This window comes from Frateuria sp. sgz306004 (assembly GCF_057750885.1).
On the sequence record NZ_JBYLFE010000001.1, the window covers coordinates 297,344 to 318,804 of the forward strand.

The window sequence follows — 21,461 nt, forward strand, 5'->3', positions numbered from 1 at the left end:
GCGCACTTAGTCGAGGCATTCCACCGCAATCGCGGTGGCTTCGCCGCCGCCGATGCACAGCGAGGCAACGCCGCGCTTGAGGCCGCGCGTCTTCAATGCGTTGATCAGCGTGACCACCAGACGGGCGCCGCTGGCACCGATGGGGTGGCCGAGCGCGCAGGCGCCGCCGTTGACGTTGAGCTTGTCGCGGGGGATATCCAGCTCCTTCATGGCGGCCATGGCCACCACGGCGAAGGCTTCATTGACCTCATATAGGTCCACATCGCTGGCCTTCCAGCCGGCCTTTTCCAGCACTTTGTGCAGGGCGCCGACGGGAGCGGTGGTGAACCATTCCGGCTCCTGCGAGTGGGTAGCGTGGGCGACAATGCGCGCCAGCGGCTTCAGACCACGAGCCTTGGCGTCATCGGCCGACAACAGCACCAGGGCAGCCGCGCCGTCGGAGATGCTCGACGAGCTGGCTGCGGTGATGGTGCCGTTTTCCTTGCGGAACGCGGGCTTGAGCGAGGGGATCTTGCTCACGTCCGAGCGGCCCGGCTGCTCGTCGGTATCCACCTGCACGTCGCCCTTGCGGCTGGAGACGGTCACCGGGACGATCTCGCCGGCGAAGGCGCCCGACTGCTGGGCGGCCTTGGCGCGCTCCACGGACTCGGTGGAATAGGTGTCCTGCGCCTCGCGGGTGAAGTGGTACTTGTCGGCGCACAGTTCGCCGAACACGCCCATGGCCTTGCCGTCGTACGGGTTGGTCAGGCCGTCCCACGCCATGTGGTCGACGAGGGTGCCGTCGCCGTAGCGGATGCCGGTGCGGGCGTTGACCATGTGCGGCGCATTGGTCATCGACTCCATGCCGCCGGTCACCACGACCGAGGCCGAACCGGCCTTGATCAGGTCATGGCCCAGCATGATGGCCTTCATGCCCGAGCCGCACACCTTGTTGATGGTGGTGCAGCCGGCGGCCGGCGGCAGGCCGGCGCCGAGCGATGCCTGGCGGGCGGGCGCCTGGCCCAGGTTGGCGGGCAGCACGCAGCCCATGATGACTTCGCTGACATCCGTGGGGGCGAGGCCGGATTGCTCCAGCGCCGCGCGGATGGCCGTAGCACCCAGCGTGGGCGTGGGGACGCCGGTGAACTGACCGAGGAAGGAGCCAATGGCAGTGCGCTTGGCACCGGCGATGACGACGCTGATGTCCGACATGGATATCTCCGCAAGTACTTGAAAGGGCAAGGGTGCCCGGTGTTCAACATCGGAATTATCGCAGTCCGCGGCTGACAGGGGCAAACCCCCATGATCTGACACGCCAACGGGATCTTGCGCCCATTTAGTTGCGTTTTCGTTGTGCCACCATGACCCCGCACGCGCGCAACGCGCCGCAGGGGCGCGTCGAAGGGCTAGACGGACGCGGTAAACGGGCTGGGGGAAAAGTGATGAATACAGGTATCGGTGGATTGAGCCGCTGTCGCATGGCAGTGCTGGTGGGCATGGCCCTGGGAATGGTGGCATGCGGAGGCGGTGGTGGCGGCACCAAGCCGACCCAGGCGCCCCCGACCGCTCCCGTGACGCCGCCGGCCACCACGCCGCCTCCCACCACGCCACCCCCAACGACGCCACCGCCGGCCACCTCGGTAGCGCAGCCCCCGATCGACGCGCAGCTCAGTCTCACCAACACCTATGCCGCGCATGCCGCCGGCTATACCGGCGCGGGCGTCACCATCGGTATCGTCGATACCGGGGTCACCTCCACCCATCCCACCCTTGCCGGGCGAGTGGTGAAGGAGCTGGTCTATGTCGACCCGAGCACGAACAACCTCAAGGTGGACGATGCCAACGGGCACGGGACCTTCGTCGCCGAGATCGCCGCCGGTACGCCGTTTGGTCAGTTCGCGGGCGGCATCGCGCCCGGCGCCAACATCGTGTCCGCACGCATCATCGACGACAACGCGCCCGACGACAACGGCTCCACCACGGCTACTCCGGTTACGTCTTCCGACGCCATTTCGTTCAATCAGGTCAATGCCGACCTGATCAGCAACGGCGTCAAGGTAATGAACAACTCCTGGGGTGGCATCAGTTGGAGCGCATCCGATACCGCCACCACGGCGGCTTTTCATGACGCTTACAGCCCCTTCATCAATCAATGGGGCGGTCTGGTGGTGTTCGCGGCAGGCAATGATTCCCAAGCCAATCCAAGCACCATCGCCGCGCTGCCGAGCCAGGCGCCGGATCTGGAAAAGGGTTGGCTGGTCGTGGTGGCCCTCAACAGCACCAGCCCCACCCAGCTCGATACGTACACCAACAAGTGCGGCATCGCCATGAACTATTGCCTGGCGGCGCCAGGCGACGTGATCGCGAGCGGTAAGAGTGACACCAGCACGGCCAACGAGACCTACTGGATCGTCGAAGGCACCTCGCTGGCCGCGCCCCAGGTCACCGGCGCGGCGGCGCTGGTATGGCAAGCCTATCCCTACTTCACCAACGACCTGGTACGTCAGACTCTGCTAGGCACGGCCGACCCGCTCGGTGGCTCCCAGCCGAACCCAACCTATGGTTATGGCGCGCTGGACGTGGGCAAGGCGGTGAATGGTCCGGCTCAGTTCAATTGGGGCGACGTCACGGTGAGCTTCAGTGGCAGCTCCAGTTGGAACAACTCGATTTCCGGTGCGGGCGGACTGATCAAGCAGGGCACCGGTACGTTGACGCTCACGCAGCCCTCCACCTTTACAGGCCTCACCCAGGTGCAGGGCGGCATGCTGGTGGCCAAATCGCTGGCCTCCAATGTGAGCATCGGCGCTCAGGGCGTGCTGACCGCCACGCCGAATGTCGGCGGTTCGGTGACCAATGCCGGCGTGTTGGCGGTCAATGGTTCGGACGTCACCGTGGGCGGCAACTACAGCCAGGAAGGCGCAGGCCGCCTGGCCGTGTCGTTGGGATCGGCCTTGCGCGTCGCTGGCACAGCCAGCCTTACGGGCGGCGACCTCTATGTCACCGGAGCGAACGCCGGTTATGTCGCCAACTCGCATACCGATGTGCTCACGGCCAACGGCGGACTCAGTGGCACGTTTTCCGCGCTCAATGTCGCCACCGGCGTGCTGCTCAGCGCCTCGCTCAACTACAACGCCACCGATGCCTGGTTGAACGTGAGCCAGGTGCAGGCCAGCAACGTCACCGGCATGACCTATACGCCGGCTTCGTATGCCGCAGCCCAGCGCGTGGATGCCGCCTTTACCCAGATCAACGCCCAGACCGGACAGCCCGCCAGCGGCGGCGCGGTCCCCAGTTCGTTCGTCGGCGGTGCGGCCAGCCTGCAGCAGATAGCCACCACGAGCGGCCTGCAACAGAGCTTGAGCAGCCTTTCCGGGCAGATGCACGCGGCCAGTGCCGCCATGATCTTCGATGCCATGGATGCGGGCACGCGCGCTTTGTCCGGCCGCTTTGACCAGTTGTCCGACAAGGCGCAGGTGGGCGGTTGGACGCAGAGCTTGGGCAGCTATGGCAGCCTCAGTCGCGCCGGCTACAGCAATGTGGGGTATGACCTCAGCGGTTGGATGGTGGGTCAGGATCGCCGCGTAGGTGCAGGCGGCCTGTTCGGGTTTGCGGTGAGCCAAAGCCAGAACCTGGGCCTGCTCAATGAATTTGCAGACCTGGGGCGCAGTCGCGCGGTCGAAGGCATGTTCTATGGCGGCGTGACGCAGAACCAGTGGTACGCACTCGGCCGGCTGGGTGTGGGCAGCTATCAGGAATACATGCGGCGTCATCTGGAACTGGGCAGCGATGTGCTGGCCGTCGCCAGTGACAGCAGCGGGCGCTACGGCGTGGCTTACGGTGAGAGTGGCTACCGCCTGGACGTGGGCCGTGTGCGTGTTGTCCCTTACGTGAATGTGCAATACGCCCACATCCAGGCGGACGGCTTCAACGAACTGGGCGGCGATGGGTTTGGCTTGAAAGCGGGCGCGCAAACCATCGAGCGTTGGCAGGCGGGGGCGGGCTTGCGCGCCGCGCGCGAGTGGACGCTGCCTCGCGGCGGGAGTCTGAGTTTGCAGGGGCGCATTCTGTGGCAGCGCGCCTTCAGCATGAGTGGGGTGCTGCCCGATGCCAGTTTTACCGCACTCAACCAGTGGGCACCGGTCGGTGGCATCGGCTTGTCGCGCTATGGCGGCGAAGCGGGCCTGGACTTGGCATGGCAGATGAGCCCTCGCGCCAGCCTTACGCTCGGCTTGGAGCGATACGTGGCCCAGAACCAGCATGGCGCGCTCAATACGCTGAGCTATCGCTGGTCGTTCTAACCGTGCCCAGACGCCCCCGGGTTTCCCTTGAAGGCCAAGGGAAACCCGGGGGCGTTTGTTTGTGTGATTCACGTAGGAACTTTCACGCGAGGATGTGCGACCATTCGCCGAGGAGGTGCTGGCGGAGTCCAGTAGGTATCTGCCGCGCTTGGAATGCTCGGACAGCCCATGATGGGCGCAGGGGAAATATGGATAGCCATGTGGGCGGACTGCGCTTCCGCCAGATGTCCTTGTTGGTATGGACGGCCTTGGGCCTGAGCGCCTGCGGCGGAGGTGGTGGCAACGGCAACGTCAAGCCGAGCTATCCGCCCTATACGCCACCCTCCACGGGCTACCAACCGCCCAGTTCGGGGTATCAGCCGCCGACCAGCCCGGGCACGACGCCAAGCAATCCGGGCAACCCTACGACGCCGACGACGCCCACGCAGCCGACCCTGCCGACGCCGCCACTCGACGCCCAGCTTTCCCTTACCAATGCATATGCCGCACAACAGGCCGGCTTCAACGGCAGCGGTGTCACCATTGGCATCGTCGATAGCGGAGTAACCCGCAATCACCCCACGCTTGCCGGCCGTGTGGCTCAGAACCTCACCTACGTCGATCCAAGCTCGAACAATTTGTCGGTGGACGACGTCGTCGGCCACGGCACCTGGGTGGCCGAAGTGGCTGCGGGTACACCGCTCGGCAAGTTCGCTGGTGGCCTGGCGCAGGGCGCGACGATCGTGTCGGCGCGCATCATTTCCGACAAGGCGCCGGACGATAACGGCTCCAGCGCGCCGACCACGATCACCGCGTCGCAAGCCGCGCCGTTTCAGAGCATCAACCAGGACCTGATCAACGCCAACGTCAAGGTGATGAACAACTCCTGGGGTGGCATTACCTGGAACGCGTCGGACACGGCCGTTACCAAGGCCTTCCACGATGCGTACAACCCTTTCGTGAATCAGTGGGGCGGGTTGGTGGTGTTCGCCGCGGGCAACGATTCGCAGGCCAACCCCAGCACCATGGCCACCTTGCCCAGCCTGGCACCGGACCTGGAGAAGGGCTGGCTGGTCGCGGTAGCGCTGGACAGCAACAACCCGACGCAGTTGGCCAGCTACTCGGACAAGTGCGGCATCGCCATGAACTATTGTCTGGCGGCGCCGGGCAACGTGGTGGTGAGCGACAAGGCAGATACCACGTCCAGTCAAAAGTTTTGGATCGCGGAAGGCACGTCGTTTGCAGCGCCGACCGTGTCGGGTGCGGCGGCGCTGGTGTGGCAGGCGTTTCCGTATTTCACCAACGATCAGGTGCGCCAGACCTTGCTGGGCACCGCCGATCCGCTGGGTGGTTCGCAGCCTAACCCCACCTTTGGCTATGGCGCGCTCGATGTGGGTCGCGCCATCAAGGGGCCGGCGCGCTTCGATTGGGGCGACTTCGATGTCACGCTCAACACCAATTCCACCTGGGGCAATGCGATCAGCGGTCAGGGTGGCCTGATCAAGCGTGGCACCGGCACGCTCACGCTCAGCAGTTCACTGAGTTATCAGGGCGCCACGCAAGTGATCGACGGTACCTTGGTGGCATCGTCGATTCCGGCGGATCTTTTCATCAACAACACCACGGCCACGCTGAAGGGTGTGCGCAGCATCGCCGGCAGCGTCAGCAACGCCGGTACGCTCACCGTGGCCGGTGGCAACGTGACGGTGGGCGGCAACTACGATCAAGGGCCGCCGGGTGCGGCCCCTGTGACGCAGGGTCGCTTGGCCGTAGAGCTGGGCTCCTCGCTGCAGGTGAAGGGCAAGGCGACGCTACGCGGCGGCGACCTGTACGTCATCGGCGTGGGCCAGGGCTATGTCGCCAATGCGCACACTGTGGTGCTGTCGGCCACGGGCGGGCTCACGGGCCAGTTCCAGAGCCTGGACGTGGCGCAAGGCGTACTGCTCGCCGCCCAGCTCAATTACGACCCCAACACCGCGTGGCTCAACGTGACGCAGGTGCAGGCTACCGCCGTGGCGGGCATGAGCTATACGGCAGCGTCGAGCGCCGCCGCGCAGCGCGTGGACAACGCCTTCAGCCAGATCAATGCGTCGCTTGGGCAGGGTAGTGCGGCGCCTGGTAGTACGGTCTCCGGCAGCTTCGTCAGCGGCGCGGCGAGCCTGCAGCAGACGGCCACCACGAACGCGTTGCAGACTTCGCTGGAAAGTCTCTCCGGGCAGTTGCATGCGGCCAGTGCCGCGATGACATTCGAAGCGATCGACGCGGGCACGCGCGCGCTGTCCGATCACTTCGACGATGTCGCGGACAAGCGCACGCTAGGCGGTTGGGCGCAGACGCTAGGCTATCACGGCAACATGAGTCGCGCCGGTTACGGCAGCGTCGGTTATGACCTCAGCGGTTGGATGGTGGGTCAGGATCGACGCCTGGGCGCCAACGGCGTGTTCGGTTTCGCCGTGAGCCAGAGTCAGGGCTTGGGGCGCCTGGCCGAATTCGCCGACCAGGGCCAGAGTCGCGCTGTGGAAGGCATGCTCTATGCGGGCGTCACGCAGGACGCCTGGTATGGCATGGGCCGCCTCGGCTACGGCAGCTATCGCGAGGACATGCGCCGCCATCTGGTGTTGGGTAGCGATGTGGCGGCGGTGGCGAGCAACACGCAGGGGCGCTACGTCGTGGCTTATGGCGAGAGCGGCCTGCGCGCTACGTTGGGCGGCGTGCAGTTCACGCCGTACGCCAACCTGCAATACGCCAGCATCCAGCGCGACAGCTTCAATGAGGTGGGTGGCGATGGCTTCGGGCTGAAGTCCGCCGGGCAGTCGGTCGATCGCCTGCAGGCGGGCCTGGGGCTGCGTGCGGGCCACCGCTGGCCGCTGTCGGGTGGCGGGAGCCTGAGTCTGCAGGGGCGGCTGCAGTGGCAGCAGGCCCTGGCCACGCATGGCGACGTCTTCGACGCCAGCTTTACCGGCGTGGACCAGTGGGCGCCGGTTGGCGGCGTTGGTGTGTCGCGCTACCAGAGCCAGGTGGGCCTGACGATGGATTGGACGATGTCCGCGCGTTCCAGCCTGCAGTTCGGCATGGACCAGTACTTCGGTCAGCGCGGCCAGGGCACCATGGGTACGCTCAACTATCGCTTGAACTTCTGATCGATCAACGCGCCCTCTCCCGTGCTGGAGAGGGCGCGGCGCGTGCTCAGGCCTTGCCGTGGAACAGCTCGCGGCCGATCAGCATGCGACGGATCTCGTTGGTGCCCGCGCCAATCTCGTACAGCTTGGCGTCGCGCAGCAGGCGTCCCGCAGGGAACTCGTTGATGTAGCCATTGCCGCCCAGCGCCTGGATGGCCTCCAGCGCCACCTTCACCGCGTTCTGCGAGGCATTGAGCAGGCAGGCGGCAGGGTCGATGCGCGAGCGCACCTTGTTGTCGAACTGCTGCGCGACCATGTAGGCGAAACCACGCGAAGACTGCAGCGCGGTATACATGTCCGCCACCTTGCCCTGCATCAGGCCGAAGGTGCCGATGGGCGCATTGAACTGCTTGCGCTCGCGCACGTAGGGCAGGGTGAGGTCCATCGCCGTCTGCATGATGCCGATAGGGCCACCCGAGAGCACCAGTCGCTCGGTATCCAGGCCGCTCATCAACACGCGCACGCCTTCGTTGACCTCGCCGACGATGTTCTCGGCGGGGATTTCGCAATCCTCGAACACCAGCTCGCAGGTGTTGGAGCCGCGCATGCCGAGCTTGTCCAGCTTCTGCGCGGTGCTGAAGCCCTTCATGCCCTTTTCGACGATGAAGGCGGTCATGCAGCGGCTGCCGGCAGCGCGTGGTGCAGTGCGCATGTACACCAGCAGCACATCGGCGTCCGGGCCGTTGGTGATCCACATCTTGCTGCCGTTGGCGACCCACACGTCACCCTTCTTCTCGGCCTTGCAGCTCATCGAGCCGACCACGTCGGAGCCGGCGCCCGGCTCGCTCATCGCCAGCGCGCCCACGAACTCACCCGAGCACAGCTTGGGGATGTACTTGCGACGCTGTTCTTCATTGCCGTTGTGGAAGATGTTCTGCACGCACAGGTTGGAATGCGCGCCATAGGAGAGACCCACCGAACCCGACGCACGCGAAATCTCTTCCATCGCCACCAGGTGGGCCAGGAAACCCATGCCCGAACCGCCGTATTCCTCGGGAATGGTGATGCCGAGCAAGCCCATGTCGCCCAGCTTGAGCCACAGGTCGGCCGGGAACTGGTTTTCCCGATCGATGTGATCGGCACGCGGCGCGATCTCCTTTTCGGCGAACGCATGCACGCTGTCGCGCAGCAGATCGATTTCTTCACCCAGCGGGAACGGACGCATGCCAACGTACTCCGAAACTAGTAGCGATAGGGGCAAATGGTAACGCGCCGACCGTGACAAGCTGTTGCGCGACGCACAACCAAAGGCCTTTACGAGGCTGGCGCCGCCTGCTGTGCGTGCAGTTCGTTCGCCAGTTCGGCGAGGTGATCGCGTTGCGCCAGAATCTGCGCCAACTGGCCAAGCACCAGGCCTGAGGTGTCATCGGCTTCGCGTGCGGCCAGCGCGTCGGTGAGGCTGTGCGGTGCCGTTGGCACGGCCTCGAAACCCTGCGCCAGGGCATCGGCCAGCACTTGCAGCGCGTGCACGGCGCGCTCGCCTTCCTGCTGGATCGCTTCGCGCATGCCGGGCGAGGCGACCGTTTGTCGATGCACACCCAGCGCGGAAAGCTGGCCGAGCAAGGTATGTGCACTCGCCAGGAAGCGCAGCAGCGTTTCGCTGCCGCGTCGGTGCCGGCCGGGTTCGCGCAGCATGTTCGCCAGCACGCCGCTGAGCGTCGCATTGGCGTTGTGTGCATCGCGGCGGGCAATGCGGTAGTCCAGATCGTCGCGGCGCCCGCTCGCATACTGGGCCACGATGCGGCCGAGATAGCGCGCATCGCTGCGTAACATGTCCGCGAGCAGGTCGTCCAGGCGCCGGCCCTGCCAATCGGGCATGACCAGCCGCATGGCCAGTGCCGCAATGACCACGCCGATGACCGTATCGAGCAAGCGCGGCCACATCACTTCGTAACCGCTGCCGACCTGGTTGAAGCACAACACCACGAACAAGGTGATCGCTGCCGTGGCGGTGCGATATCGGCGCAGGCGCGCGGCGAAAAACAGCACACCCGAGACCACGATCAAGGGCAATTGCCAGGCCAGCGCAGGTACCAGACGCAAGCTCGCCCATCCCAGCACCAGACCGATCACGGTGCCAGTAATGCGTTGCATCAGCCGGCGCACGGTGGCGCCATAGCTGGGCTGACACACCAGCAAAGTAGTAAGCAGAATCCAGTAGCCGTGGCGCGGATGCACCACGTGAAGCACGCCATAGCCCACCAGCAGGGCCAACGCCAGTCGCACCGCGTGGCGAAAGCGGAACGAGCGCGGCGTGAGCTGGCCGCTGATACGTTCCCAGGCTTCGCCCAGGGATTGCGGACCAGGGTTCTGCAAGACGCTCTCCGCACCGGCCTGCGGCAGGCTGGCGGGCGCGTCGCCTTCCAGCTGTTGCTGGATGGCTGCCAGGTTGCGTACCACCGCATCCAGCGCGCGCAGCAGATGGGCGGCGGGTGGATGCCCCTGCGCGTGCAGGTTGTCGAGAGCGCTACGCAGGTCGTCCACCGATTCGCGGATGCCGGCAGTTGCGGGCGCCGGAATGCGCAGGCGCAGGGCGGCGGCGCGCTGGCGGCAGGCATGGGCTTGCAGGCGCAGCAGGTGTTCGCAGCGGAACAGCACATCGCTATGAAACAGCGCCTCGGTGAGCGCATCGTAGGGGTAGTGCGCCGAACTCACGCGCTCGTGAATGTCCTGCGCGGCAAAGTACAGGCGCAGCCGTTCGGCGCTGCTGCCGCGCGGTCGCCGTGAGCCGATGCGGTCGATCAGCAGCAGGCGCGTGTCATTGAGCGCGTCCACGACGCGCTCGTTTTGCATGGCCAGCGAGAGCTGCAACGCCTCGCGGTCCACGCCGTGCACCGGGGTGAACAGGGCGGCCTTGCCCTCGAGCACGACGGCCAGCGCCTCGAACAGTCGTGCCAGCGAATGACGAACGGCCTGCTGGGGCGCCAGTACGCTCCACAGCAGGGACAACACGCCGTACCAGGCTGCGCCGGCCAGCAACAGCAAGGGCTGGTGCCACGGGTGCGCCGCCGGGCTGGCGGTGTCGGCGCCGATCATGGTGTACACAGCGAGCAGCAGGGTGGCGCTGGCCACGGTGGCGTAGCGCTCGCTGATCGCGCCGAGCATCACCAGCACGGAGGTGGAAAGCATGAGGCCGGTGGCGAACAGCCAGGGGTGCGGAAACAACCATTGCACCGCGCCCGAGGACACCGCAAAACAGGCCAGGGTGACCAGCAAGGTGGTGAAGCGGCTGCGCCAATGGTCTTCGGTTTCGGCCAGGGCGCAGGCAATCACGCCCAGCAACACCGCGACCACGGCATCCATGCGGTCGCTGAAGGCGCACCAGACGATGGCGCCACCGAGCGCAAGGAACACGCGCAGGCATTCGGAATAGCGGTCAGAGCCGCTCAGGCGTCGCCAGCGCTGGATGAAAGGGGCGAGTGCAGTCACCCCTCAAGCATACGATGATGCAGTGCATCACGCACGAAGTGAGCCGAGCTTCCAGGCTGGAAGCGGGGCCAGGCAACCCGCGCAGTCGCGGGTTGCCCATGCCGGTTACTTGACCGTCACCAGCTTGCCCTTGAGCTGCACGCCGGACATCAGAAAGCCAACGTGGCACTCGTAGTTCGCCGGGTCGCTATAGATCACGTCGTTGTAGTTGCTGACGATGTCCACCACGGCGTTGGCTCCCGCCGCCTTGGCGTCGTCCTGCAGGGCAATCAGCGCGGACTGGAGCACCCACGAGCAGGTCACGTCATCCTTCTTGCCGAACGCATTGGTTTTGCGGTTCGTGGAGACGTTGTCGTTGAGCACCGTGACGGTGCCTTCGGGCGTGTTGCCCTTCAAGTAGAACTTGACCGAACCATCGATCTTGCCGGTTTTCTGGGCTTCTGCGACCACGGCATCGAAGGGTAAGTGCACGATCTTGTCGGCAGCCATGCTGGCTGCGGGCATGATCATCAGGAGCAAGGCAGCAAGGCTGAGTCGTTTTGCATTCATGCTTTGTATCTCCATGGGTTGACAGCGTTTGATGTTCGTCTTGCCGCGCAGCCCGGCGTCGTCAGCAGAGGCCGCCGTTCACCGCCAGCACCTGGCGAGTGACATAGCCGGCTTCCGGGCTGACCAGGTACTGCACGGCGGCAGCCACTTCGTCGGGCGTACCCATGCGTTGCATGGGAATCATGGCCAGAATCTCTTCAATGGGCAGTTCCGGATCGAGCATATCGGTATCGATCAGGCCCGGTGCCACGCAGTTCACGGTGATCTTGCGCTTGGCCAGCTCCACCGCCAGGGCTTTGGCGGCGCCAATGATGCCGGCCTTGGAGGCGCTGTAGTTCACCTGGCCGCGATTGCCGATCAGACCCGATACCGAGGTGATGCACACGATGCGCCCGGCGGCGCGTCGACGGATCATCGGCATGATGAGCGGATGCAGCACGTTGTAAAAACCATCGAGATTGGTTCGCAGCACCTGATCCCAATCGTCGCCGGTGAGCGCGGGGAACGCGCCGTCGCGGGTGAGGCCGGCATTGCACACCACGCCGTAGGGCGCGCCATGTGCGGCTGCATCGGCCTCCAGCGCGCTGGCGCAGGTCGCGCGATCGGCAACGTCGAACTGCACGATGCGCGCCTTGCGGCCCAGCCCTTCGATGGTGGCCTGCACGGCCTCGGCCTCATCGCGGCGCGCGCGACAGTGCAGCACCAGGTCATAGCCCGCGGCAGCCAGGCGCAAGGCAATGGCGCGGCCGATGCCGCGGCTGGAGCCGGTGACCAGGATAGTCTCGGACATGGACAGGTTCTCTAGGTAAGTGATGCGAGAAAGGTATCGGAATCGGCGGGACTGAACACGGTAAGGCGCGCCTTTGCGTGGGCGTCGCCCGCCTCGATACGGCAGTCGAACACGCCCATGCCTTCGTCGTCGTGAAAGGTGCGGATGGCTTCGACGCGCAGCGTGCTGCCGCGCGCAAAGCCGGCCGCATTGGCCTCGTAACGCCGCGAGCCAAGCAGGAAACCCAGGCGCACGGGGTGCCCGGCGTCCCGCGCGTGGCAACCGGACCAGGCGGCGATGGCCTGCGCCATCAGCTCGATGCCCGCCCACGCCGGCAAGTCGCCTTGGTCGTCGACAAAGGGCGTCCCCGGTACCACCTTGCGCAGGCAGGCGATGCGCTCGGCATCGTAGTGGACGATGCTGTCGAGCAGGATCATGTGGCCCTCGTGCGGCAGCAGCTCGGCCAGCGGGCGAAGGATCACGTGGCGTCCCCCAGGATCAGGCACGCATTGTTGCCGCCGAAGGCAAACGAGTTGCTCATCAGATAGCGCGCGCCCCTGGCGGGCAGGTGTTGCCCGGCCGCCGTGAATGCCAAGGCGGGCAGTGCGGGGTCGGGCAGCCCGTCCCACACATGCGGCGGCAGGCGTCGCGGCTGCTGTTCGTCGGCAAGGCTGAGCCAGCAGAACGCGGCTTCCAGGGCGCCGGCGGCGCCCAGTGTGTGGCCGGTGAGCGACTTGGTGGAGGCACACGACACGCCGTGTGGAAACACCGCCGCCACGGCCAGGCTTTCCATCGCATCGTTCTGGGCGGTGGCTGTGCCGTGTAGATTGAGATGATCGATCTGGCTGGCTTCAAGCGCCGCATCGGCCAGCGCTGCGCGCATGGCCGCCTGCGCGCCCTTGCCGTCCGGCTCAGGCGAGGACATGTGGTAGGCATCGGAACTCGCGCCACCGCCATACAGCTGCACGGGGCCGTGCTCGCGTGTCATCAGGAACAGCGCGGCCGCCTCGCCGATATTGATGCCCTGGCGCTGTTGCGAAAAAGGATTGCAGCGCGACGCATCCACGGCCTCCAGCGCGTGGAAGCCGTTGATGGGCAGGCCACACAAGGTATCGGCGCCACCGCACAGCACGGCATCGCAGATGCCCATGCGCAGCAGTCGTCGCGCACTGAGCAGCGCGCGTGCGCTGGAGGTGCAGGCGGTGGAAATGCCATAGCAGGGGCCGGCCAGGCCCAGCCACTCCGCCAGGAAAGCCGCTGGTGAGCCCAGCTCCTGATGCGCGTAGCGGTAGTCGGCCGGCCATGCACCATCCTTTCGATAGCCGGCGATACCGTGGGTGGCCTCGTCGATGCCCGTCGTGCTGGTGCCGATGATCACGCCGATGCGCTCGGTGCCGAAGCGTGCAACAGCGGCACGCAGCTCCGGCTCGATTTCCTGCGCTGCGGCCAGCAACAAGCGGTTATTGCGGTTGTCGCGCGTACCAGCCAACGCTTCGGGCAGCGGTGGGAGCGGCATGCGCGCCGCACCGAGCGCGACGTCGCGCCCCGGCACCCAGCGGGACTCGTGACGAATATGGCTATCGTCCCCGCCAAATAGCGCCTCGGCCACGGCCGACTTGCCGGAGCCGAGCGCGCAGACCACACCGAGCGCGTTGAGGTAGGTTTTCATGCCTGCGCCGGCGGCTTGCGCGCCACCACGTTGACCAGGGTCTCCTCGCGGATGCCCGGCGGCGGCGGTGAGCGCAGGCCCCAGCGCTCCAGCAGGCCGAAGTCGCGCGAGCGGCTCCACCACAGGTAGGGCAGGGATATGTGCTCGGGCTCGAAGCGGAAGCCGCGCTGGCGCAGCATGGCGACGTATTCGTCGGCGCTCTTTTGTACGTGCATCGGGTGACGGAAGAACCAGCGGATCACCCAGGTATCGATATAAGCCTTGGTCGACTCGGCGAACATCAGCACGCCGCCGGGCTTGAGCACGCGCCAGAACTCGTCCAGAGCCTTCTCCTGTTCGACCAGGTGATGAAACGTCTGATGGCAGAATACGATGTCCACGCTGTGGTCGGGCAGGTCGATGCGCGCGCAATCGCCGGTGATGAGGTCCACCGACAAGTGCTGCTTGCGCGCCTCCTCGCCCGACAGCGTGACGCTGTGCGGATCGGCGTCCAGGCCGATCATGCGGCTCGGCTGGAACGCCTCGTGCAGCAGGCGGAACGAGCGTCCCTGGCCGCAACCCACGTCGAGCAACACGCCATCACGCGGTGCGGTGTCGCCAAGCATGCGCTTGAGATCGTTGATGGCGACACGAAGCACGTGATGTTGCCAGGTGTGCGTCGCGAGAAAGCGAAAGCCGAGTCGGGTCTCCGGAACATAAGTGGCGCTTGCGTAAGTCATGTCGATCCGTTCGGGCAGGCGGGGGAGGCGATGGATGCGGGGCCATCCATGGGGGGCATGTGCATCGCACCGGCGGGCAGGTGACGCTCTACGGCGTCGATGAAAACTTGCGGCGAGACCAGCTGCATTTCGCCCAGTCGATTGACGGCCACTTGAACCGTGCTTGCGCGGGTAAGGCGTTCGCCGCTCTCGGCATCGCGTATGAGGTAATGCACCTTCAGCCGGTTGCGCCACTCGACCAGGTCGGCGGTTACCACGATGCGCTGGCCAAAGCGTGCAGGCGCGGCGTAGCGAAGCTGCAGGTCGATCACGGGCCACACCCAGCCGGCTTCCTTCATCTGGGTGTAGTTGTGGCCGATGGCGTCGAGCAAGGCGCAGCGGGCCACTTCCAGGTACTTCACGTAGTGGCCGTGCCAGGCGACGTCCATGGAGTCGACGTCGAAGAAGGGCACCACCAGGGGCGTGTCGACGCTCATCACACCTTTAGCGCGCATGCGTCGTCTCCGTGGCAGCGGGTGTCCAATAGGGATAGAAGTTGAACCATTGCGTTGGCGCATCCAGGCAGCGCTTGGCGAGTCGGTCTGCGTAGCCTTGCGCCCATTGCTGGATGGTGTCCTCGCGTTGGCCACGCTTCCACGCGGGGGACGCGATGTAGGGCTCCAGGTGGATGGTGTAGCGGCCTTCGACCTTGAGGCAGTGGATCAGGTTCACCGGGCAACCCAGCATGCCGGCCATCAGCCAGGGACCCTGCGGCATCGCCGCGGGCGCGCCGAGAAAGTCCACCTCGACGCAGCGACCGCCATGCAGTGGCGCGCGATCACCGGCGATGGCGAGCCATTCGCCGCGCTCGATGCGTTGCGCCAGGTCCATCATCAAGGCGGTATCCAGCTCGCTGACCTGGATGAGGCGCATGCGACGCTCGCCCGCTTCACCCAGCAGCCGGTTGTAATGCCCCACGTGATGGGTGTGCACGAGCACGTTCAAGGGAACCTGATCGCCCAGCTCGGCCATGGCGCGACACACATCGAGATTGCCCAGGTGCGCGCAGACGAGGATCTGCCCGCGCCCCTGGCCGCTGCTCTGCAACAGGCGCATGCGTACCTCGGCAGGGTCGTCCAGGTGCACTTGCTCCAGGCGCAGCTTGCCGTTCCATACGTCGAGACGGTCGAGCAGGCACTCGGCAAAGGCCAGGTATTGCTTGAACACCGTGTGCCACGAAGGCGCGAGGGCGGCTTGCCCACTCCAGGTGGCTAGATGTTGCTGGTATTGATGGATGCTGCGCCGGCCGCGCCGGTCGGAGGCATAGAAATAGAACACGATGACGTAGAGCAGCGGCGTCAGCACGCGCCGCCCCAGCTTGCGCGCCAGCAAGGCGGTGAGCTTCATCAGGAAAAAGCTGCCGCGCTCCTTGCGTCCGGCCCAGCCGCGTTGGTTCGAGCTTGGCTCAGACATCGCCAGCCTCCCACACCAGGCGGCCAGAGGAGCATTCCACGCCCTCGCGCGCATAGCTGAACTGCACGCGCCGCTGGGCGGTGTGATGGACAAGGCTCAGTCGCACTGCATCACCCGGGTGCAACGGGCGCTGGAACTTGAGCATTTCCACGCGGCGGCAGGTGGCCGGCGTGCCCAACCGGGCCGCGCCATGGGCCAGCGCCCAGCCGAGTTGCACGACGCCGGGCAGGATGGGCAGTGTTGGAAAGTGCACATCGAAGTGGGTCAGGTCCAGCGGCAGTTGCAGATCCAGGCATACGCCATCGTCCGTGAGCTGCTCCCGCACCAGGATGGGCTCCAGCAGGGGGGCATGGGCGAACATCGCCTCCAGCCACGCGGCGTCAGCCTGCGTCGGCCACGCGTCGCACAGGCGCCACGAAGCAGGTGCGGCATGCCCGTGCGCGACGAGGTGTTCGGACAGTGTTGCTATAACGCGGCGCCGCCCGACACGGCGCAACTGCGTGATGCCGGCCACGCTGGGCAGCACGGCTGCCCGGATGGCGCCGTCCGTTGCATCGACGGCGGCCTGGCTTATCCATGCATGGGTGCCTAGTGCGGCCGAAGCTGTGGCGAGCAAACCAGTCACTCCGTGCCTCGAATACGGCGGCGCAAAATCCATTCGCCCACGAACAACACGCCAATGATCAGGTAGACGATGAGGCCGTTGTAGAGCGTCCACCAGCGAAGCGGCGCCCATAGCGTCAGCACGGTGGAGGTGAGGGCATTGAAGATGAAAAAGCCCACCCACACACACGTGACCTTGCGGGTGTAGGGAATGGCGGCGTCCGGCAGGTCCGGTTCGCGCGCGCGTGCAATGCGCTCCACGATGGGCGGCCCAAAGCGCAGGCTCAGCGCGAATACCAGCAGCAGGAGCAGGCTGATCAGCGTGGGGTACCAGCGCAGCAAGGCCGCCTCGCCGCTGAAGGCGAGGATGGCGCAATAGGCGAGCGCTGCGCCCACCATCCAGCGGCCACCCGGTTGCTTGAGCAGGCTGGGAGCGCGCAGCAGCCATACCGCGCCCAACGCCAGCGCGAACACCGGCGTCTCGACGTGCTCCATGCCGAAATACACCAGGAACGGGTAAAGCAGCCCGATGACTGGCAGGAGTAGAGAGGTCAGCCGGCGCATGCGGTCCGCTGTGCCTCGACGAAGGCGGCCAGGCTCGCTACGGTGGCAAAGTGCTGTCGGGCGTCGCGCGAGTCCGAGGCGATCTGGATCTCATAGCGCTTCTGCAACGCCAGGGCGAGCTCGAGCGCGTCGATGGAGTCCAGTCCCAGGCCCTCGCCGAACAGCGGCATGGTGGGTTCGATCTCGCTGGCCTGGATATCTTCCAGGCTCAGGGTGTCGATGATGAGTTGTGCGATGTCCAGTTGAAGGTCGGTCACGACGAGGCCAGCTCCTTGAGATAAAGATGATGTAGATGTTCGTTGAGTCGCCGCGACGCAATCGGCAGCGGCGTATCGCTGCCGAAGGTAGCCGGATCGATGTCGCTGCCCACGCGCAGGCGCACGTGCATGCGCCGGTGGGGAATGCTGTACCACGGTTCGGCCTTGGTCAGGGTGGTGGGGTTGACCGAGATGAAGACCGGCGTGACCACTCGCGCGCCACGCAGGGCGATGGCCGATGCGCCGCGATGGAACAAGGGCGCTTGCCCCGGCGTGGTGCGGGTGCCTTCGGGAAACACGATAAGTGTCTGCCCGTCGCGCAGCACGTCGGCTGCGCGCTCCAGCATCTCGGGGCTGCCGTTGTTGCTGATGTACTCGGCATGGCTGATCGGTCCGCGCATGCAGGGGTTGCGCCAGAGACTTTGCTTCACCACGCAATTGGCGTCGCGTATCTGCGACACCAGGAACACGACATCGATCAGTGATGGGTGATTGGCGATGACCATTTGACCCGGTTGCCCCAGGCGCTCGGCACCGACGACCTCGAAGGTCAGCACGCCAGTGCGATACATGAACTGCACATGCAGGTGAAACGCCTTGCTGATGGCCGCGCGCAAGCGACGGCGCCTTTCCAGCGTACTACCGGGCAGGGCCCAGAGCACGGGCAGCACAAAGGCGCGCAGCAAGAGGCCGCCGATGCCAAACAGCAGGAAACTCGATGCCGTGGCGATCAGTCGCCACGCATAGAAATCCTGGCGACGAAGGTTCAGATGGTCGGCTGCCAGTTCCATTGACGCGTCTTCCATGGGTGTACAAAAGGGGCCGGCGTGGTGAGCAGCACACGCAGGAAATCGAGGGCGAAGGGCCAGTGCGCAGGGCCCGCATCCGCATGGCGGGGGGCCAGTTGCAACTGCCAGGAGGAAGCGGCGTGCGACTCGCCCGAACGGGAGGCGCCAACGCGCAACGCCATCGCGTAGGAGAACGGCACGTCCTCGATCCATCCGTCGTAGGCCTCGGGCGGTCGCTCCTCGGCCATGATCACGATAACCGCGGGCGCGCCCTGGTGCAGCAGCGTGGCCGCTTCGAGCAGGGCGTGCTCAAAGGTGTCGCCCTCGCCGGCGATGGCCGTGGATTCGGCGCGCTGACCGCGCAGGATCGACCACTGTCCGGCGATGGCATTGTGTACGGACAGGCCGAACTGCGTCGGCGAGAGCGGTTGCTGGTCCGCAACGTCGCCGAGAATGGCGTAGGTTCGGGTGGTTTCGCCGTGGCGCGAGGCGAACACCAGCGGCAACTGTTCGTCGTCGCCGCAAAGTGGCCAGGCCACGTGCAGCGCCATGCGCGCCATGCGGCTGAGGCGGCGGCGTTGCATGGCCGGCATGAATGCGCAGTCCGGCTGCTCGCCCTGCTCAGGCGGTGCGTAAGGCGCTTGCGCCCAGGCTTGCCATGCCTGCGTGGTTTCCAGCCCGGGTGCCCAGGCGCGCCAGTCGGCGATGCGCAGGTCGATCATGCCCGTTCCTCCGCATAGGCGCTGAACATCAGCGATGCGCAGCTGCCACCGAAACCGAAGCTGTTGGACAGTACGTGCTCGACGTCGCGTGCGAGGTTTTCCGTAAGCAGCGGCGCGTGGTCGAAGGCCGCATCGCGTGCCAGCAACGGACTGCCGGCAGTCAGGAAACCATGCTTGATCATCAGGATCGCCGCGATGGCATCCAGCGCGCCCGCCGCCGCTGGCGCGTGACCGATCAGCCCCTTGATGGAGGAAAGCGGGGGCACGGCTTGGTCGCGCGCATGGAATACGCCTTCGATGGCCTGCCATTCCGCGAGGTCGCCTAGCGGGGTGGAACAGGCATGCGCGTTGATGTAATCGGGTGTTCGCCCGCTCTGCGCCAAGGCCTGGCGCATGGCGTCGGCGATGCCGCCGGGGCCCGGGCCGACCATGCTGGTCGCGTCCGTGCTGGCGCCGTAGCCGTTGACCTCAGCCAGAATGTTCGCGCCACGAGCGCGCGCGCGCTCCAGGGACTCCAGCACCAGTACGCCTGCGCCTGCGGCCAGCACAATGCCGTCGCGCGCCTCGTCGAAAGGACGCGATGCTTGAGCGGGGGCGTCGTTGCTCGAGGTGGAAAGCGCACCCATGGCGTCGAACCACAGCGCGGTGGTGGGGTGCAGCTCTTCGCTGCCGCCACAGATCACCTGTTGCTGCTTGCCCAACTGGATCCACTCCATGGCCTGGCCGATCGCATGCGCGCCACTGGTGCAGGCGGAGGTCACCACCATGCTGCGGCCACCCACGCCGAAGGCGTGGGCGAGTCCTGCCGCGATCGAACTGCTCATGCCGCGGGTCACGATGTACGGCGACAGTTTGGAAATACCGCGCGAGGCGAAGTCTTCAAGCGCCGCCTGGTGTTCGCTCAAGGCCGAACCGCCGCCCATGATCAGGCCGCATTGGGGGGAGGCCAATTGCTCGGGCGAAAGCCCAGCTTGTGCGATGGCCTCCCGCGCGGCCTGCCACGCGTAATGCGCGGTGATGGGCAGGAAGCGGCGCAATTTGCGCGGCGGCTCATCCAGCGAAGCCTCGTCCACGGCGCCGCCGACCTGGCAGCGCATGCCCAGCGCTTCCAGCGAGGGGAGGTGACGCAGGCCACCGCGCCCGGTGCGCATGGCATGCAGCAGGTGATCGTTGCCGGCGCCCACGCAGGACACCGAGCCCATGCCCGTCACCACGACGCGGGTTGGCGAAGCCGGGTGCGTGGTCGTCGACGTCATGCGTCAAAGGCCTTGAATATCAGCGAGGTGTTGATGCCGCCGAACGCAAAGTTGTTGTTCATCACGTAGCGCGCATCGATGGCACGACCTTCGCCCACGATGTGGTCCAGTGGTGCGCACTCGGGATCGGGGGCCGTCAGGTTGAGCGTGGGGGCGAACCAGCCCTCACGCATCATTTCGATCGCCCACCACGACTCCAGTGCGCCGCAGGTGCCCAGGGTGTGGCCGACGTAGCTCTTCATCGAGCTGATCGGTGTTTGTGCGCCCAGCACCGCATGCGTGGCCTGGCTTTCAGCGACGTCACCGCGGTCGGTGGCCGTGCCATGGGCACTGACGTAGCCGATGGCGTCAGGGGTCAGCGCGGCATCCGTCAGCGCCATGCGCATGGCTACCGCCATGGTCTCGCTGGTGGGCTGGGTGATGTGGCTGCCGTCCGAGTTGCAGCCGAATCCCACCACTTCGGCGTAGATGCGCGCGCCGCGTTCCCGAGCGTGCTCCAGCTCTTCCAGCACGAGGGTGGTGGCGCCTTCGCCCACGACCAGGCCATCACGGGCGCGATCGAACGGCCTGGGCGTGAGCATGGGTTCGTCGTTGCGCGTGCTGGTGGCGAAGAGCGTGTCGAACACCGCCGCGCCGGGGCCGGAAAGCTCCTCGGCGCCGCCGCACAGCATCAGCTTCTGCTTGCCTTGTTGAATCGCTTCGTAGCCGTAGCCAATGGCCTGGCTGCCCGACGTGCAGGCGCTGGAGGTCGGCACGATGCGTCCTTTCAGGCCGAAAAACACGCCGATGTTCACAGCCGTGGTGTGGGCCATCATCTGGATGTAGCTGGTCGCCGTGACGCCTTGCATAGAGCCGGTGTCGAGCATGTGCCCGATGACGCGAATGGGCTCCACGCTGCCGCCCGAGGAGCCATAGGCCACGCCCATGCGGCCATCGGTGATCTCATTGTTTCCATGCAGGCCCGCATCGTGCAGCGCACGTTCGCTGGCGGCCACCGCGAGCTGGGCGACGCGGCCCATCGAGCGCAGATGGCGGCGCGGCCACGGCGGCGGCGCAAAGTCGTCGACGGGGCAGCCGAGGCGACCATTGAGCGCGTCGAAGTAATCCCATTCGGGCATGCGGCGCACGCTGTTGCAGAACTGGCGCAGGCGAGCGGAGATCGTGGCCCAGTCGTGCCCGAGCGACGTGATGCCGCCCATGCCGGTGATCACTACGCGCTTCATCGGTGGGCGTCCTTGGCGGTGTTGCG

General features: G+C 65.9%; 19 protein-coding genes. 2 read left to right on the forward strand and 17 right to left on the reverse strand.

The genetic code is table 11. From position 1 onward, the window contains the following. Positions 1–6 precede the first annotated feature (6 nt). Positions 7–1,191 (reverse strand): acetyl-CoA C-acyltransferase, encoded by a 1,185-nt coding sequence (locus tag AC3G2C_RS01430; RefSeq protein WP_488382824.1) that lies wholly within the window; start codon positions 1,189–1,191, stop codon positions 7–9. Between the two features lie 230 nt (positions 1,192–1,421). On the opposite strand from AC3G2C_RS01430, the gene AC3G2C_RS01435 reads away from it, so the two are divergent. Together AC3G2C_RS01435 and AC3G2C_RS01440 are read left to right on the forward strand one after the other, a co-directional pair. Continuing rightward, entirely contained in the window at positions 1,422–4,277 is a 2,856-nt protein-coding gene (locus AC3G2C_RS01435) for a S8 family serine peptidase (RefSeq protein WP_488382825.1), read from the forward strand. A gap of 188 nt (positions 4,278–4,465) precedes the next feature. Then, the gene (locus AC3G2C_RS01440) at positions 4,466–7,396 is read left to right on the forward strand and encodes a S8 family serine peptidase (protein ID WP_488382826.1); all 2,931 of its coding nucleotides are present in this window, start codon (positions 4,466–4,468) and stop codon (positions 7,394–7,396) included. Positions 7,397–7,442: 46 nt separating this feature from the next. Here the strand turns inward: AC3G2C_RS01440 and AC3G2C_RS01445 are convergent, their stop codons facing one another. The 16 genes from AC3G2C_RS01445 to AC3G2C_RS01520 all read right to left on the reverse strand — a co-directional run bounded on the left by AC3G2C_RS01445 (position 7,443) and on the right by AC3G2C_RS01520 (position 21,435). Beyond that, entirely contained in the window at positions 7,443–8,600 is a 1,158-nt protein-coding gene (locus AC3G2C_RS01445) for an isovaleryl-CoA dehydrogenase (RefSeq protein ID WP_488382827.1), read from the reverse strand. A gap of 89 nt (positions 8,601–8,689) precedes the next feature. Next, positions 8,690–10,864: a YccS family putative transporter gene (gene yccS / locus AC3G2C_RS01450; protein WP_488382828.1), complete on the reverse strand. Its 2,175-nt coding sequence runs from the start codon at positions 10,862–10,864 to the stop codon at positions 8,690–8,692. A 105-nt stretch (positions 10,865–10,969) separates the two neighbouring features. After that, a complete protein-coding gene (locus AC3G2C_RS01455; protein WP_488382829.1) occupies positions 10,970–11,413 on the reverse strand; it encodes an excinuclease in 444 nt (147 codons plus the stop codon). 61 nt (positions 11,414–11,474) lie between these two features. Continuing rightward, a complete protein-coding gene (gene fabG / locus AC3G2C_RS01460) occupies positions 11,475–12,203 on the reverse strand; it encodes a 3-oxoacyl-ACP reductase FabG (protein ID WP_488382830.1) in 729 nt (242 codons plus the stop codon). Positions 12,204–12,214: 11 nt separating this feature from the next. Continuing rightward, a complete protein-coding gene (locus AC3G2C_RS01465; RefSeq protein WP_488382831.1) occupies positions 12,215–12,664 on the reverse strand; it encodes a hotdog family protein in 450 nt (149 codons plus the stop codon). After that, entirely contained in the window at positions 12,661–13,851 is a 1,191-nt protein-coding gene (locus AC3G2C_RS01470; protein WP_488382832.1) for a beta-ketoacyl-ACP synthase, read from the reverse strand. The genes AC3G2C_RS01465 and AC3G2C_RS01470 overlap by 4 nt, the downstream gene beginning before the upstream one ends. Then, positions 13,848–14,570 carry a class I SAM-dependent methyltransferase gene (locus tag AC3G2C_RS01475; RefSeq protein ID WP_488382833.1) on the reverse strand — a complete coding sequence of 241 codons (723 nt, stop codon included), beginning with the start codon at positions 14,568–14,570 and terminating at the stop codon, positions 13,848–13,850. Before AC3G2C_RS01475 ends, AC3G2C_RS01470 begins: the two co-directional genes overlap by 4 nt. Next, positions 14,567–15,064: an acyl-CoA thioesterase gene (locus AC3G2C_RS01480; protein WP_488382834.1), complete on the reverse strand. Its 498-nt coding sequence runs from the start codon at positions 15,062–15,064 to the stop codon at positions 14,567–14,569. Before AC3G2C_RS01480 ends, AC3G2C_RS01475 begins: the two co-directional genes overlap by 4 nt. Next, a complete protein-coding gene (locus AC3G2C_RS01485; protein WP_488382835.1) occupies positions 15,054–16,022 on the reverse strand; it encodes a lysophospholipid acyltransferase family protein in 969 nt (322 codons plus the stop codon). The genes AC3G2C_RS01480 and AC3G2C_RS01485 overlap by 11 nt, the downstream gene beginning before the upstream one ends. Then, complete coding sequence (locus tag AC3G2C_RS01490) at positions 16,015–16,638, reverse strand: ApeI family dehydratase (RefSeq protein ID WP_488382836.1); 624 nt, start codon at positions 16,636–16,638, stop codon at positions 16,015–16,017. The genes AC3G2C_RS01485 and AC3G2C_RS01490 overlap by 8 nt, the downstream gene beginning before the upstream one ends. Positions 16,639–16,643: 5 nt before the next feature. Further along, entirely contained in the window at positions 16,644–17,189 is a 546-nt protein-coding gene (locus AC3G2C_RS01495) for a COG4648 family protein (protein ID WP_488382837.1), read from the reverse strand. Continuing rightward, entirely contained in the window at positions 17,177–17,446 is a 270-nt protein-coding gene (locus tag AC3G2C_RS01500) for a phosphopantetheine-binding protein (RefSeq protein WP_488382838.1), read from the reverse strand. Before AC3G2C_RS01500 ends, AC3G2C_RS01495 begins: the two co-directional genes overlap by 13 nt. Further along, on the reverse strand, positions 17,443–18,237 hold the full coding sequence (locus AC3G2C_RS01505; protein WP_488382839.1) for a lysophospholipid acyltransferase family protein: 795 nt from the start codon (positions 18,235–18,237) through the stop codon (positions 17,443–17,445). The genes AC3G2C_RS01500 and AC3G2C_RS01505 overlap by 4 nt, the downstream gene beginning before the upstream one ends. After that, positions 18,213–18,956 (reverse strand): beta-ketoacyl synthase chain length factor, encoded by a 744-nt coding sequence (locus tag AC3G2C_RS01510; protein WP_488382840.1) that lies wholly within the window; start codon positions 18,954–18,956, stop codon positions 18,213–18,215. Before AC3G2C_RS01510 ends, AC3G2C_RS01505 begins: the two co-directional genes overlap by 25 nt. Then, complete coding sequence (locus AC3G2C_RS01515) at positions 18,953–20,212, reverse strand: beta-ketoacyl-[acyl-carrier-protein] synthase family protein (RefSeq protein WP_488382841.1); 1,260 nt, start codon at positions 20,210–20,212, stop codon at positions 18,953–18,955. The genes AC3G2C_RS01510 and AC3G2C_RS01515 overlap by 4 nt, the downstream gene beginning before the upstream one ends. Further along, positions 20,209–21,435 carry a beta-ketoacyl-ACP synthase gene (locus AC3G2C_RS01520; protein WP_488382842.1) on the reverse strand — a complete coding sequence of 409 codons (1,227 nt, stop codon included), beginning with the start codon at positions 21,433–21,435 and terminating at the stop codon, positions 20,209–20,211. Before AC3G2C_RS01520 ends, AC3G2C_RS01515 begins: the two co-directional genes overlap by 4 nt. Positions 21,436–21,461: the final 26 nt, after the last annotated feature.